Source organism: Chitinophaga polysaccharea (assembly GCF_007829335.1).
Lineage (GTDB): Bacteria > Bacteroidota > Bacteroidia > Chitinophagales > Chitinophagaceae > Chitinophaga > Chitinophaga polysaccharea_B.
Genome location: NZ_VIWO01000008.1, coordinates 192,194 through 207,539, shown reverse-complemented (window position 1 = coordinate 207,539; position 15,346 = coordinate 192,194). Strand labels below are relative to the sequence as shown.

The 15,346-nt window shown below is 50.4% G+C and carries 9 protein-coding genes; 8 read left to right on the top strand and 1 reads right to left on the bottom strand.

Features of this window, described 5'->3' with window-relative positions:
* Window positions 1-67: 67 nt before the first annotated feature.
* Window positions 68-1,336 carry a glucuronyl esterase domain-containing protein gene (locus FHW36_RS24370; protein ID WP_145673032.1) on the bottom strand — a complete coding sequence of 423 codons (1,269 nt, stop codon included), beginning with the start codon at window positions 1,334-1,336 and terminating at the stop codon, window positions 68-70.
* A gap of 160 nt (window positions 1,337-1,496) precedes the next feature.
* Here FHW36_RS24370 and FHW36_RS24365 point away from each other — a divergent pair, with 160 nt between their 5' ends.
* The 8 genes from FHW36_RS24365 to FHW36_RS24330 all read left to right on the top strand — a co-directional run bounded on the left by FHW36_RS24365 (window position 1,497) and on the right by FHW36_RS24330 (window position 15,056).
* Window positions 1,497-2,099 (top strand): RNA polymerase sigma factor, encoded by a 603-nt coding sequence (locus FHW36_RS24365; protein ID WP_145673030.1) that lies wholly within the window; start codon window positions 1,497-1,499, stop codon window positions 2,097-2,099.
* A 95-nt stretch (window positions 2,100-2,194) separates the two neighbouring features.
* Window positions 2,195-3,355: a FecR family protein gene (locus FHW36_RS24360; protein ID WP_145673029.1), complete on the top strand. Its 1,161-nt coding sequence runs from the start codon at window positions 2,195-2,197 to the stop codon at window positions 3,353-3,355.
* Window positions 3,356-3,621: 266 nt separating this feature from the next.
* The gene (locus tag FHW36_RS24355; RefSeq protein WP_145673028.1) at window positions 3,622-6,960 is read left to right on the top strand and encodes a TonB-dependent receptor; all 3,339 of its coding nucleotides are present in this window, start codon (window positions 3,622-3,624) and stop codon (window positions 6,958-6,960) included.
* A gap of 12 nt (window positions 6,961-6,972) precedes the next feature.
* Window positions 6,973-8,658, top strand: a complete 1,686-nt coding sequence (locus tag FHW36_RS24350) for a RagB/SusD family nutrient uptake outer membrane protein (protein ID WP_145673027.1) — start codon at window positions 6,973-6,975, stop codon at window positions 8,656-8,658.
* A gap of 17 nt (window positions 8,659-8,675) precedes the next feature.
* Window positions 8,676-11,147, top strand: coding sequence for a hypothetical protein (locus tag FHW36_RS24345; protein WP_145673026.1), 2,472 nt, complete (start codon window positions 8,676-8,678; stop codon window positions 11,145-11,147).
* A 9-nt stretch (window positions 11,148-11,156) separates the two neighbouring features.
* Window positions 11,157-12,308, top strand: a complete 1,152-nt coding sequence (locus tag FHW36_RS24340; RefSeq protein ID WP_145673025.1) for a hypothetical protein — start codon at window positions 11,157-11,159, stop codon at window positions 12,306-12,308.
* Window position 12,309: 1 nt separating this feature from the next.
* Window positions 12,310-14,091, top strand: a complete 1,782-nt coding sequence (locus tag FHW36_RS24335) for an FAD-dependent oxidoreductase (protein ID WP_145673023.1) — start codon at window positions 12,310-12,312, stop codon at window positions 14,089-14,091.
* A gap of 2 nt (window positions 14,092-14,093) precedes the next feature.
* On the top strand, window positions 14,094-15,056 hold the full coding sequence (locus FHW36_RS24330; protein WP_145673022.1) for an FAD:protein FMN transferase: 963 nt from the start codon (window positions 14,094-14,096) through the stop codon (window positions 15,054-15,056).
* The last annotated feature ends 290 nt before the right edge of the window (window positions 15,057-15,346 follow it).

Genomic DNA, 15,346 nt, shown 5'->3' with positions numbered 1-15,346 from the left:
TAAGATTTCAGTATAGAGAACAGGTGGGCGGATGTGATCCGTCCACCTGTTTTATTAGTATAAGTGATTAGCCTTTCCGGAAGAACCGCTCTGCAAAGGCAATATATTGTTGCCAGTCGTATATTGTCACATCGTGTTTCCCTGCCCGCACGTGATACCTTACCCAGTCTCCTACTGGTTGATGCACTGCGGGATACTGATCGCTGCCGATTGCCTTTTCTCCGAATAATTTGTACACTACACCGGCATGCCAGGCGCTTAAGAATTCGCCTTTTGGATCAGACCATTGGTCGTCTTCCGCGCTGGCCACGTATAAAGGTCGTGGCGCTATCAATGCCAGCAGCATATGCTGATCTACCGGCATATCATTGATGTGGGTGTTGTATTGTTTGTATTGGTTATTAAACCAGTGAGGAAAGTGGTCGTTGATAATCGGCATGGTTTCGCCGTACCAGCGCCGGGCCAGTGCGGCTCCGCCTTCGCCCGATTCGTTGGAGATCACGATGGCAAACCGGGGATCGGCTGCACCGGCCCAGAGGGCGGTTTTGCCGAGGCGGGAGTGACCATTCAAACACACCTGTTTGGCATTTACACGGGGATCTGTTTGGAGATAGTCCATCACCCTGGATAGTGCCCAGGCCCAGGCGCCGATAGCGCTCCATTCTTCCGGTGCTGTTTTCAGCGCGGTGCGCAATTTAGCGCGGAATCCCTGTTTCCATCCTTCCGGGTAATCTTCTTCCACATCGCCATAGAAGAAGGTGACCAGGCCAAAACCATGCGCCAGCAGGGTGTCTGCCTGCCATCGTTCTGCCTGGCTTCCGCGGGAGGCTTCGGTAACATGATTATTGACTACGCCGGGACCGTTGATGGTATACTTCTCCGTAATTGGTATCACAGGATCATTGGAAACACATTGGTTACCAAAGAAGTTCATGCCCAGGAATACCGGCGCGGGACGGTGTGTACGGGGCAGGTACATCAACAGGTGAATCACTGCCGAAGTATCATTATTAAAATAGATGTCCACCAGTTTACGGATAGCCGTGCCATTCAAGGCATGCTCATCGGTGGATACCACTTTTGAGCGCATATTCACAGGGCCACGGGGAAATTTACCGTATACATTTTCTTCGAAAAGACGGAAAACGTAGGGGCGTTGCGTATGCTGCCACTGTGCGGCGGTACGTACCTCTTTGCCATCGGGTATTTTGAGTACATCAGGCAGGGTATAGGGCGGCACTTTCGATTCGTCGGTATTAGACTGACGGAAGTCCTGGGCGCCGGCAGCAAGAAATGGAAACAGCAGCAATAAAAAACTGGTATGACGTAAAGACATGATAGTTACGTATATGGGTTCAGAAAAACGTGGAATATGTGTATACCAAGATAGGTAAATTAGTGGGAAAATTTGACAGGATAGTATTCCAATATTCAAATTGAATCTTTACTTTTAGTCTGGCTACGTTATGTAATACTATTCCACTTTATCCGGTTTCATGGAGCATGTAAACGCTGAAAAACATTTGCTGTACAAGGCGGCGCAGGGACATGAGGAGTCCTTTACGCAGCTTTTTTTCCTGTATAAACATAAGTTGTACAGTTACCTGCTGCGGCTCACCGATTCGCCGGAGATGACAGAGGATGTGATCCAGGACGTTTTCCTGAAGCTATGGAAAGACCGGACCAACCTGGTGCATATTGACCAGTTTGGCGGGTATATTTACCGGATGGCCCAGCATCATGCCCTGAATGCGTTCCGGCGGATGGCCAAAGAAACGCTGATACTGGCGGAGCTGAATAAGGCGGGTGACCAGGTACAGTCGGACGTGGAAGACCAACTGAGCATGCGTGAGGTGAGGAAGAAATTACAGACGGCCGTAGACACCCTGCCGCCCAAACAAAAACTGGTATATACCCTAAGCCGGGAACAAGGCCTCAAGCATGAAGAAATAGCCCGGCGCCTGAATATCTCTCCCGCTACTGTTAATAACCATATGATAGCCGCCCTGCGCACTATCCGTCAACAGCTGGGCACCCATCTGCATACCGTTACCGGCGCGTCCTGCCTGTTGCTGATCCTCGATACTTTCTCATCGTAAAAAATATTTTCATTTCCACTAGTTATCTTTTTCCGCCCGTTTGTCTATTATAGGCGGAAGGTGGAAAAAGGGAGGGTATCCTATAAATACATCACATGTTACCGGCAAGAATACAATACCTGTTAAAACGATATTTCGATCATACGGCTACCCCGGCAGAGCGGGTGGAGCTGGCCCAATGGATTGACGGGGCCGACGACGAATCGCTGCAAACTGCGCTGGGAGAGTCCTGGGAAATGCATGTGCCGTTAACGCAGATGCCGGATGATATGTCAGACCGCATTGTATCGTCGTTATTTGCCACCGAAGCCAGGCCCCGGTACCGGGTGTTCCGTTACGCCTGGTGGGCTGCGGCCAGCCTGTTGCTGGTAGCGGCCGCAGGATGGTGGTGGCAGCAGCAACGGCCGCCTGTGGCTTCTCCTGCACCGGTGGCAGGAAAGGAGCAACGTTATAAAAACGAGGTGGCGCCGGGCGGCAACCATGCATTGCTCACGCTGGCAAATGGCGCCGTGATTGTGCTCGACAGCGCCGCCAACGGCGTATTGGCCCAGCAGGGCAATGTAATCATTACCAAGCGGGCAAACGGCGAACTGACCTATGAAGGAAATGGCAACGGTAAGCCTTTGTATAATACCATGACCACGCCCCGGGGCGGACAATACCACCTCCTGCTGCCCGATGGCACCGGCGTGTGGCTCAATGCAGCTTCGTCTATTGCTTTCCCGGCTGCTTTTACCGGTGAAGACCGCAGCGTATCTATTACGGGGGAAGTATATTTTGAAGTAGCTGCCAATCCCGATAAGCCTTTTAAAGTGAAGGCCGGCGCTACGGATATAACGGTAATGGGTACACGATTTAATGTAAATGCCTACTCCGGCGAAAGCAGTACCCGCACCACCCTGGTGGAAGGAGCGGTAAGTGTGAGCGCCGGCAATACCCGGATGGTGCTCAAGCCCGGCCAGCAGGCACAGGTACATGGCAACGACCAGCTATCACTGATCAATCATGTAGATACCGATGAAATCATTGCCTGGAAAAATGGTTTCTTCCAGTTTACCGATGCGGATATGCCCACGGTCATGCGACAAATAGAACAATGGTATGATGTAAAAGTGATTTATGAAGGAGATATCCCTGAGCGCAGCTTTGGTGGCGCCATACAGCGGTCGTTGCCACTATCGGAAGTATTGACCATCCTGGAAGAGAACAACGTTAAATTTAAAATAGAAGGTAAGAACATCACAGTGCTGAAATAAAAACCACGTATTTGAAGAGATAAATTCCACTGCACCACCAGCGTGGTGCATATTAGCTTGTTATGCAAAAAAAAGCCGGAAATGCTGGTAACATTTTCCGGCGGTATTTGGATAACGAAGAACAAAACAGTCGGCGAAGACTCCTTATTCACTCAACCAAACAATGCAAATGTATGCAAATTAATTGTAACGCTCTTTGCAGCCGGGGCCCTGTACGCGTGCCCCGTCGGACCAGCACGTTATGCTCAACCAAAATGCTGTTAGCTATGAAGTTAACGTTCCTGTTGCTCACCGTTGCCTTACTGAATGTAAGTGCAGCGGGCTTTTCCCAGACTGTCAGTTTCTCCGGAAAAGAAGCATCACTCAAATCTATCTTTACTGCCATCCGGAAACAAACCGGGTACGTGGTATTTTACGACAACTACCTGTTGCAAAACAGTCATCCTGTTTCCATCTCTATGGAAAAAGTACCGCTGGAAGTATTGCTGGGCGCCGCACTGAAAGGGCAGGGGCTTACTTTCACCATCCTGGACAAAACAATTTCCATCCGGAAGCAACCGGACCTAACGTTGCCGCCTATACTAAGATTAATCACTTTTCAGGTGAATGTTACCGGTCGCGTGACCGATGATGCCGGCACGCCTTTGCCTGGTGTTACGGTACTGGAAAAAGGTACCAGCAATGCTACCGTTACCAACGAGGTGGGGGAGTTTAAACTCTCCGGCGTAAACCAGGGAGGCGTCATCATATTTTCCTATATTGGTTTCGAGAAACAGGAAGTTACGGTAAGAGGCCTGTCTAAACTGGATATCCGCCTGGTGAAAGCCGCCAACACCGCGCTGGATGAGCTGGTGGTGATCGGCTATGGCACCGTGAAGAAAAGCGATCTTACCGGCGCAGTAGCTACCGTAAAAGGCGATGCCATTGCCGCCCGCAAAACCACCCAGGTATCCACCGCTTTGCAGGGATCGATGCCCGGCGTAATGGTGACCCGTAGCAACAGCGCGCCAGGAGCTTCTGCCCAGATCAGGGTACGCGGCATCACCTCTTTTTCCAATGAAGGCGCTACCCCGCTGATCATCCTGGATGGCGTACCGGTAGATGACATTAACTCCATCAACCCCAATGATGTGGATAATATTTCGGTGTTGAAAGATGCCGCATCGGCTTCTATTTATGGTTCCCGCGCCGCAGCCGGTGTGATCCTGGTAACGACCAAGCGCGCCAGGAACGGGCAGCTGGACCTCAACTACTCCTATGAATACGGCATGGAAAAACCTACCCAGCTTCCGGGATATGTGGATGCCGTGCGCTATATGCAGCTGACCAACGAACTCCGGTGGAATGATAACGGTAATAACGCCAACGAATATCCTACCTATACTAAAGATATTGTAGACAACTACGCCCAGTTACATGCCCAGAACCCCGACCAATATCCCAACACCGACTGGCGGTCTTTGATCCTGCATAGGAGCGCTCCCCGGGAAAGCCACCTGCTCAGTATTGCCGGCGCCGGAAAAGCCCTGCGTTCCAGGGTTTCATTGGGGTATGATAAGAATACCGGTTTATACGACAACCGTTCCTATAACCGCATCACTGCACGCATAAACAACGATATCACCATCAACAAATACCTGGCTGCCAGCGTAGATATTAACTTCCGGCGGTCTTCAGTGCAGCAGTCGCCCACCCCCGATTCAGGCTACATGTATAAAATGGGTATCATGCCGCCTATCTATGCAGCCATGTGGTCGGATGGCCGTATCGGCGCCGGCAAGGATGGCAGCAACATCTACGCACTCACTAAATACGGAGGCTTCGACGACATCTGGTATAACCAGCTGGGAGGAAAGGTAGCCGTGGATTTTACGCCTGTTGAAGGATTGAAAATATCCGGTATCGTTTCTCCTTTCCTGAATTTTGATAAAGAGAAAAAGTTTACCAAAAAGATTCCGTACACTGCCTGGAATAACCCCGGTTCTATTTCCGGTTATATCGAAGGGGCTACGGAAACCAAGCTGGAAGAGGCCCGCAACGATAACTACCGCTACACTACGCAGTTCCTGGTTAACTATAACAAGCAGTTGAAAGCACATAGCATTGGTATAATGGGCGGATATGAATTTTATAAGGCTTTCAATGAAAACCTCGGTGCTTCCCGCGGACAATATGTGCTGAGTAACTATCCTTATCTGAACCTGGGACCGCTGGATTTCCGCGATAACAGCGGCAGCGCTTTTGAAAATGCTTACCGTTCCTGGTTTGGCAGGGCCACTTATAGTTATAAAGATAAATACCTGCTCCAGGCAAATATTCGCTACGATGCTTCTTCCCGCTTTGCGCCGGGATATCGCTGGGGAGCTTTCCCTTCCTTCTCTGCCGGTTGGGTAGTATCGGAAGAAGCCTTTCTGAAAAAGGCGGCCCCTTGGCTGGCATTTCTGAAAGTACGCGCTTCCTGGGGCTCGCTGGGCAACGAAAGAATTGGTAACTACCCCTACCAGGCGTTGCTGAGTTTCGAAAACAACTCCCTGTTTTATAAAGGCAATACCGTTACGTCGGCACAATCTGCCGCACAATGGCAGTACGTGATCCGCGACATCTCCTGGGAAACCACCCGCTCCTGGGACCTGGGCGCAGACATCAACTTCTTACAAAACCGACTCCGTTTTACGGGCGATTATTATCAAAAAACTACGAGCGACATACTTCTGAAATTACAGATCCCTAACTACATCGGCTACGACAATCCTTACCAGAATACCGGTAAGATGTATACAAAAGGTTGGGAAACGCAGCTGAGCTGGAACGACCGGATCGGTGATTTTAATTATGGCATATCAGTTAACGTATCTGACTTCGTTACCCGCATGGGCGACCTGGGCGGAACGCAGTTCCTCGGCGACCGGATCAAAAAACAGGGGAGTGAGTTTGATGAATGGTACGGTTATGTATCCGATGGTATTTACCAGACACAGGACGACGTGGATAAATCACCCAAGCTGAATGCCAACGTAAAGCCTGGCGATGTGCGTTATAAAGATATCAGTGGCCCGGATGGCGTGCCTGATGGAAAGATATCACCGGAGTACGACCGCGTGCTGTTGGGGGGCTCTCTACCCCGGTACCAGTATGGCGCTTCTATACAGGTGGGATATAAGAACTGGGACCTGGGCCTTGTGATGCAGGGCGTAGGCAAACAAAATGCCCGGCTTTACCCGGATATTGTACGGCCGCTGCCTGAAAATTATGGCAACTTTCCCGCCATCCTCGATGGAAATACCTGGAGCAGGTACAATACGCCTGAACAAAATAGCATTGCTAAATATCCGCGTTACAGCAATACTTCTGCAGGCAATAACTACACCATGTCTGACTTCTGGCTGATCAATGGCGCTTATTTCCGCCTTAAGAACATCAGTGCAGGGTATACCATGCCAGGCAGCTGGGCGAAGAAGGTACATATACAGGGCATTCGTATATACGCCAGCGTAAGCGACCTGTTTGCTATTCATCATTTTCCACGTGGATGGGATCCGGAGCAGAGCCAGTTTGCCTATCCTATTACTACCAGTTATGTATTTGGTGCATCCGTTAAATTTTAAATTGCCACGATCATGAAGTCACTTATTTTTTTCGCTATCGCCTGCCTGCTGATCATGTCTTGTGGCAGTCTGGACCTGCACCCGCTGTCAGATGGCTCCAGTGAAACCTGGAACTCCAATGCAGAAGAAATTGAAATGTCGCTTAACGGTTTGTATAAAATAGTCTTTTGGACAAAAGATGCCGATGAAAATACCGACGACTGGATATACCGCGATGTTACCAACGATGTTACCGGGGCTACCATCAATGGGGAATCCGGCTTTGTAAAAGATCTGTGGGTCAATAGCTATAAGGCCATTGCCAGAGCCAATAATATTTTGCAGCGTATTTCCCGCGCTAATAAGGTATTGTCGGCCGACCAGATCAATGCCTATACGGCGGAAGCTAAGTTTGTAAGAGCCGCACAGTTCTCCATATTGCTGGCACATTATGGCAATATTGTATATACCGATTCCAGCCTGAATATTGACCAGGCTTTGCAACAGAAGCAAATGCCTAAAGCGGAAGTATTGAAGAAGATTTATGCTGACTTTGACTTTGCTATCGATAACCTGAAAACCAATTATAGCAGCAACGACCTCAAACGCGCTACCAAAGGAGCAGCCCTGGCCATGAAAGCACGCATTGCCCTGTACATGGGCGATTGGGCTATTGCCCGTGATGCAGCCAAAGCCTGTATGGATCTGAACATCTACCAGCTGCATGCTAATTTCGGCGACCTTTTTCTTTCCAAAACAAAGAACTCGCCGGAGATGGTATTTGGAATGCCCCGGTCGGTAACGCTGAAGGTGACGCAGGGTGATTGCCAGAACTATGTAAGCCGTAATTCAGGAGGTTGGGCAGCCAAAGATCCTTCGTGGGACTTGTTTTGCGCTTTCCTTTGCACCGATGGGCTACCGATCAGTCAATCGCCTTTATTTAATCCACGCAAGCCTTTCGATAATCGTGATCCCCGTTGCGCCGCTACCATCGTGCCTTTCCAGACGGCGCACCTGGGCTATATTTTCCAGCCGCATCCCGATTCGGTCACCGTATTGAAAGTATCAGAGAATAAATATGTAGAGAATAAAGACACCCGGTCCATTGCACAATACGCTTCCTTCAACGGGCTGATCTGGAAAAAGGGAGTAGATGGCGACTGGCTGCTGAATTCCTTTAACGTAGAACCGGATAATATCATTGTTCGTTTTGCAGATGTATTGCTGATGTATGCAGAAGCTAAAACAGAACTGGGCGAAACAGATCAGTCGGTGCGCGATGCCATCAATAAAGTGAGAGCCCGTGCTTACGGGACCGACTATACGAATACGGCGGCGTATCCGGCCGTAACGGCTACAGACCAGGCGGCGCTCCGCAAAACAATTCGCATTGAAAGGAGGATGGAATTTGCACTGGAAGGCATCCGTTACATGGATATTATTCGTTGGCGCCTGGCGGAAAAGGTGCTGAACAAGGGCAACTATGGCCTGCTGGAACCGGCTGACCTGCGCGAGAAAGTGGTGAAACCCGGGTTGTGGTTTTTCCCGCAAACGCCTGCTATTGATGACGATGGTGTGGCTGACTTTACCCCCATGTACAATGCCGGTTTGGTGAAACGGATTGCTGTACGCAAGTTTGATGCTACCCGGCAATACCTGTGGCCTATTCCGTCTACCGAAGTGTTGACCAGTCACTTGGTACAGAATCCTAACTATTAAAGTTATCATCTCCAGCTATGAGAAAAAGAAAATATTGGGCGTTGTGTGCAGGCGTCAGCATGTGGATAGGAATGGCTCATGCACAGTCGGTGAAGCCCCGTTCATTCAGTGGTATTTATCCGCAGCTAGCCATGTATAACCAGGAAGGGGAGTGTGGTACCGGCGCGGTAGTGCCCTGGGCCGGCAAGCTATGGGTGATCACCTATGGACCGCATATGCCGTTTGGATCTTCAGATAAGCTCTATGAAGTTACGCCGGCCCTGCAACAAATTGTGCGCAGCGAAAGCATTGGCGGTACCCCTGCCAATCGCATGATACACCGGGAAAGTAAACAGTTGTTTATAGGTCCCTATGCGATCGGTGATCAGGGCCAGGTAAGGGTTATTCCCTACACCGTAATGCCAGGCAGGCATACGGCCAACGCCCGCCATTTGACTGATCCTGCCGGTAAAATATATTACGGTACCATGGAAGAAGGCTTTTACGAGGTGGATGTACATACCCTGCAACCTACCATGTTGTTTGAAGATGGCAATGTGAAAAACAAAAAAGGAGCAGATACCGTAGCGAATGCACCCATGGCCTTGCTGCCGGGAGCGCATGGAAAAGGTATGTATTCCGGCCAGGGCGTGCTGGTATACGCCAACAACGGCGAACCAGGTCCACAGGCACTGGTACAATTTGATATTCCTGCCGGCTCGCTCGCTGAGTGGAATGGCAAAACATGGACGGTGGTACGTCGTAACCAGTTCACCGAAATTACCGGTCCTGGCGGTATTGAAGGCAATGCGCATCCCAATACCGATCCTATCTGGAGCATCGGCTGGGATCACAAATCCGTGTTGCTGGCATTAAGAGATCAGGGCAAATGGCAGTTCTTTCGCCTGCCCAAAGCCAGTCACGCTTACGACGGTGCGCATGGCTGGAATACAGAATGGCCCCGCATCCGCGATATAGGTACGGCGGCAAAACCGGATTATCTGATGACCATGCATGGCATGTTCTGGCATTTCCCGGGAGCGTTTTCCTCCGGGCATACCGCAGGTATCCGTCCCCGTAGCGCCTACCTGAAAGTGATTGGCGACTATGCCCGCTGGAACAACCAGCTGGTATTTGGTTGCGATGATGCTGCACATAACGAGTTCCTGAATAAACGGCCGGCCAAAGGAAACATAGAAGGCCCCGGACAATCGAACTCTAACCTGTGGTTTACCTCCCTGCAGCAGCCCGACTTGCTCGGCCCTAATACCGCGGAAGGAGCGGTATGGCAACAGGAAGCTGTGCAGGCGGGCGTTCCGTCGGAACCTTTCCTGTTTGCCGGCTGGAAACAACGTAGTTTGCATCTCCAACATAATAGTTCGCAGCCGGTAACGTTTATACTGGAAACTGATGTTAAGGGCGATGGTAAATGGAGCAAGACCCAAACCATTACCGCTGCTCCGGGGAAAGCCACGGAAGTGATGTTCCCGGAGCAATTGCGGGGAGAATGGATACGTGTAACGGCTACCGCAGCGGTGCAGGCAACGGCACATTTTTTCTTCACCGGAAATGATAACAGGAATACGATGGCGGCGCCAATGTTCAACGGGCTGAGTACCGTGAATACCGCTAATACCCGCGGCGGCCTGTTATATGGACTGGGCGATGATCGCCGGGGACTGGGTGTGGCTGCGGTCAACTGGCAGCAGGGAAAAGCGACGCAGGCAGGCTACTACGAGCTCAATGCTAACATGCAGCTGGTGAAGAAAGAAGATGCAGAAATGGAACATTTTATCCGGCAACGCTTTGTGATCCCCGAAAAACCTGTTATCATTGATGACGCTTCCGTGTTGGTGGTAGATGATAAAGGCCGCCGCTGGCGGTTGCCACTGGGCGATGCAGCGTATACTGATCTGACCCGTCAGGCTACGTTGCGTATTTGCCGGGAAGTGTCTACCGAAAGGGACCTCTTTAATTGTCATGGTACCTTTTATGAACTGCCGGCGGAGAACGCTGACGGCTATGCGAAAATAAGACCCGTGGCATCGCATCATTTCCGGATTCATGACTATGCCGCCTATCGGGGCATGCTGATCATGACAGGTATAGATCCTCATGCAAAAGCAGGCGAACACCTCATTGTATCAAACGATCAGCAGGCGGCCGTATGGGCTGGCGCTATCGATGACCTGTGGAAGCTGGGACGCCCTACCGGGCATGGTGGTCCGTGGAAACAGACGGCGGTTACTGCCGGGGCACCCTCAGATCCTTACCTGATTGGATTTTACCGCAACCGCCAATTGCAATTATCGCACGATGCCAGCAGCGCTGTTACTTTCACCATCGAGATAGACCCGGTGGGTAATGGTACCTGGATGAATTATAAAACGTTGACCGTAGCGCCCGGTGCTACCTCCCGGTACAATTTCCCGGAAGGATTCCAGGCCAGGTGGATCCGTTTCAGCAGTAACCAGGCGTGTAAAGCCACCGCTTGGCTCGACTATCAATAATTACCAGATATGAAGTACCTGTTTGTTTTTCTTTTACTAATAATGGGTTATACCGGGTATGCCACGGATGTTTCTGTTGATACGGGCAATGTGGACATACTGAAGAATCGTGCCTTGTTACCCGTAGCCGCGAAATGGGCATCGTTTACCATCCGCGAAAATGACACACTGACGTATACCCTGCAATTAGCGATGGATAGAGCCGGCAGGCCGCTTTACTATTCGAGGAACATATTTACACCGGTTTGCTATACTGGAGAATGTAAGCCGGTGTATATCAATTTTTACTGGGACCTGCTGGGAAATTATATCCGATATGATTTGCCCGCTACGCAAATACTTACCAAGCTGGACCACCGCGAATTTAGCTTGCCGGACTATGAAAAGTTGCAGGCAATCCTGGAAAAAGACAATTCGCTGCTGGCCGATTTGCAGATCACCGACCTGATTGTACCCGGTACTGAAAAGCTGACCGATTCGGTGGATGCCCACACCGGCGCCACGTTGAAAACGATTCAGCAGGAAGTAATCCCCGGCGCCGTATATACCTGCTACACCCTGTGGCATATTGTGCATGGCCCCGTGGTAGCGGAAATGCAGCGCATTACGGAAGGCTACAACAGCAAGGACCTGCAGCACCGCTTTTTATTGTCTGGCAATTATGCATATCAATATTGGGCACTCGATAAGGTGATGGATAAAAACGGTGGGATCACACCGGGGTTTGAGGAGGATTTACAAGATGTGATGGGCGGCAAAAATATTTTCATTTCCCGGTATATCTTGCAGAAGATAGCCCCGGCGTTTTTCAATAGTCAACAACGGCAGGACTGGCTATGGGGTATGTATACCAATAGCGTATACCCATTTCAGTTAGATATCCTGCGTAAATTGAAAACAGTAAAAATCCGGCCAACACTTTCCACCCGGATAGCCGGCACCCTGGCCGATGCCAACGCTGCGCAAACCGGGTTGCTATTGTCCCTGTTGCAGAGCACATCTCCCTTACCGGCACCGGCTATACAACAGCTGGGCAATGCGCTTGGAAAGGCAGATGGCGATAAGGCTGCCGCCATTGTTACCTTGCTACAGCAACAACCCGGAACACCGCAAATTAAAACAATACTGAAAGATTATTTACCTCAATCAAATAACAGATAAGATGAAAAGAATATTCCACGTATGGTTGCTCTGTTGTTGTGTTTTATCTCTGAAGGCGCAGCAGCAGGTGTTTGTAGAAACCGAATCATTTACCGACAGGGGCGGTTGGGTCGTGGACCAGCAATCTTTTGCGGTGATGGGCTCTTCCTACCTGATGGCGCACGGTATGGGCCGCCCGGTAAAGGACGCCTCCACCACGGTTACCTTCCCGGCAAAAGGCAAGTATCGTTTATGGGTACGCACTAAAGACTGGGCGCCGTTTCCCAAAGGACCCGGTAAGTTCCAGGTGCTGATCAATGATGTAGCCCTGAAACCTGTATTTGGAGAAAGCGGCGATGATACCTGGAAATGGTATGACGGGGGAGAAGTAACCGTTAATAACGAGCAGGTGAAAATATCCCTGAAAGACCTGACCGGGTTTAATGGGCGCTGCGATGCCCTGTTGTTTACCACCGCTGCTAAATTTACTCCTCCCAATGAATCTGCCGCGCTGGCGGCGTTCCGGCGTCAGCTGTTACACCTGACTGAAAAGCCAAAAGAGGCGGGTAACTACGACCTGGTGGTGGTAGGTGGCGGTATTGCCGGTACCTGCGCCGCTATTTCTGCTTCCCGCATGGGATTGAAAGTAGCGTTGATACAAGACCGGCCGGTATTGGGTGGTAACAACAGTTCTGAGGTGAGGGTACACCTGCGGGGAGAAATTGATAAGAACTATTACCCCAAACTGGGGAGAATTGTAAGAGAGATGGATAACGGGGATCCGGGTAACGGTAACCCGGACGGAAGCGAATATGGCGATGACCGGAAAATAGCCATCGTTAAAGCGGAAAAAAATCTCGCTCTTTTCCTGAATACCTATGTGTATAAAGTAGAAAAAGAAGGCGATCATATTACCGCTGTTATCGGGCGGGATATAAGCACCAACCAGGAAAGCCGTTATACCGGTACTTATTTTTCTGATTGTACCGGCGATGGCACCATCGGCTACCTGGCAGGAGCGGAGTTCCGCATGGGGCGCGAAAGCAAGGCGGAGACAGGAGAATCGCTGGCAGCAGAAAAGCCCGACAGCTTCACGCTGGGCACCTCCAACCTCTGGGCTTCTGTGGCAGTAGACAGTGTTACTACCTTCCCTGCTACGCCGTGGGCATTGCAATTTTCCGATGAATATCATATCGACAGTTATCGGGCCGACTGGGAATGGGAAACCGGCTTCGGTAATTTTAATACCATCCGGGATGCAGAGAAAATACGTGACCATAACCTACGCGCCGTGTATGGTAACTGGTCTTATCTCAAAAACAGCAAACCGGAAAAATATGCGAAGCAGCAACTGGCCTGGGTGGCGTATATAGGCGGAAAGCGGGAATCGAGGCGGCTCCTGGGCGATCACATCTTAAACCAGATGGATATACAGGAAGGCAAAATGTATCCCGATGGCGCGGTGACTGCCACCTGGACGATAGACCTGCATTTCCCGGATCCCAAGAACAGCAAATATTTTGAAGGACAGGAATTTTTTGCCGGTACCAAACACATCAGAGTAGCGCCTTACACCATTCCTTACCGCTGCCTGTATTCGCATAATATCAGCAACCTGTTTATGGCAGGGCGTAATATCAGCACTACCCACGTAGCCTTTGGCAGTACCCGTGTAATGCGCACCTGTGGTATGATGGGAGAAGTGGTAGGCTTCGCGGCTTCGATAGCGAAGAAATATCATAGCAGTCCCCGGGGAGTATACCAGGAGCACCTGAAAGAATTGATGACCATTTTAACCGAATAATTATGCCCGGCATCGGTTGGTTGTTATGGATATGGATGGCCGGCATTCCATCGCAGGTGATCACGCTGGAAGGCAGCGCCCAGGGTACTACCTGGCATGTGATGTATACCGATGCCCGGCAGCGGAATTTCCAGGCGGTAATTGTGCATACGCTGGAAGATATTGATCAGTGTTTATCGCATTACCGCCCGGATTCCGAATTGTCGCTCTTCAATAAAACCGGGTCCTGGCAGTACCAGCTGCCCTATTTTTACCCCGTGCTGCAAAAGTCGGCCGAAGTATATGCCGCTACCAACGGGGCTTTTGACCCTACGGTGATGCCCCTCACAGAAGCCTATCGCCAGGGAAAACGCACCCATGCACCCTGGTGGCAAAAAGCAGATTCGCTATTGCAATATGTAGGCTTTACCAACATCGCTTTCGATGAAGTACAGGTGCACCAGTTAAAAACACAGGTACGCCTGGATTTCGATGGTATAGCACAGGGCTACAGCGTAGATGTAATAGCCCGTCTGCTGGAGCAGCAGGGAGTTACTGATTATATGGTGGAGATAGGGGGAGAAGTGCGCTGTAAAGGGCTGAAAAACGGCGCTCCATGGACCATTGCTATTGATTACCCACTCGCTACCAACGACCGGCCTGTCAGGGTAAGCATGTATAACAAATCGGCCACCACTGCCGGCAACTATCGCGACTACTACCAGCAACAGGGCAAAACATTTGCGCATATTGTGAACCCTAAAACCGGTTTTTCTACCCCTACTGATTTATTGAGTGTCACTGTATTTGCCGATGACGCTATTACCGCCGATGCTTATGATACTGCGTTTATGGTGATGGGCCTGGCGGCTACACAACAGTTCCTGGCCCGGCGGAAGGACCTGGATGCCTGCCTGATTTACCGCGATGCCAACGGGAAGCTGGCGGTGTATATGACGCCCGGGCTGAAGCGGTTTGTGAATTAATCAAGTAATAGCGACCTGCATAACGCCGGATATTTCTTTGTAAATTGGTGTATATGTTTATCCTCCTGCAATGCTATCTCCTGTTGTTACTCATAGCAGTTATGTTTCCCCTGAAAGCCCAGGTGGGCCACAACCCGGGAAAGACGTAAGGACCTGCAAACGAACTTATCAAACTTATACAAAATGCATCGTTGGATCAGGATAGGGGGTGGTGATAAGCTGATAAGCTATTGCAGCGAAACTACCTGGCCGGTTTATGAAGCCCTTGCCGTTCATTCGCCACAATAGCT

Coding starts and splice junctions, on each gene's coding strand:
- FHW36_RS24370 (WP_145673032.1), bottom strand. CDS start 1,336: ATGTCTTTACGTCATACCAGTTTTTTATTGCTGCTGTTTCCATTTCTT.
- FHW36_RS24365 (WP_145673030.1), top strand. CDS start 1,497: ATGGAGCATGTAAACGCTGAAAAACATTTGCTGTACAAGGCGGCGCAG.
- FHW36_RS24360 (WP_145673029.1), top strand. CDS start 2,195: ATGTTACCGGCAAGAATACAATACCTGTTAAAACGATATTTCGATCAT.
- FHW36_RS24355 (WP_145673028.1), top strand. CDS start 3,622: ATGAAGTTAACGTTCCTGTTGCTCACCGTTGCCTTACTGAATGTAAGT.
- FHW36_RS24350 (WP_145673027.1), top strand. CDS start 6,973: ATGAAGTCACTTATTTTTTTCGCTATCGCCTGCCTGCTGATCATGTCT.
- FHW36_RS24345 (WP_145673026.1), top strand. CDS start 8,676: ATGAGAAAAAGAAAATATTGGGCGTTGTGTGCAGGCGTCAGCATGTGG.
- FHW36_RS24340 (WP_145673025.1), top strand. CDS start 11,157: ATGAAGTACCTGTTTGTTTTTCTTTTACTAATAATGGGTTATACCGGG.
- FHW36_RS24335 (WP_145673023.1), top strand. CDS start 12,310: ATGAAAAGAATATTCCACGTATGGTTGCTCTGTTGTTGTGTTTTATCT.
- FHW36_RS24330 (WP_145673022.1), top strand. CDS start 14,094: ATGCCCGGCATCGGTTGGTTGTTATGGATATGGATGGCCGGCATTCCA.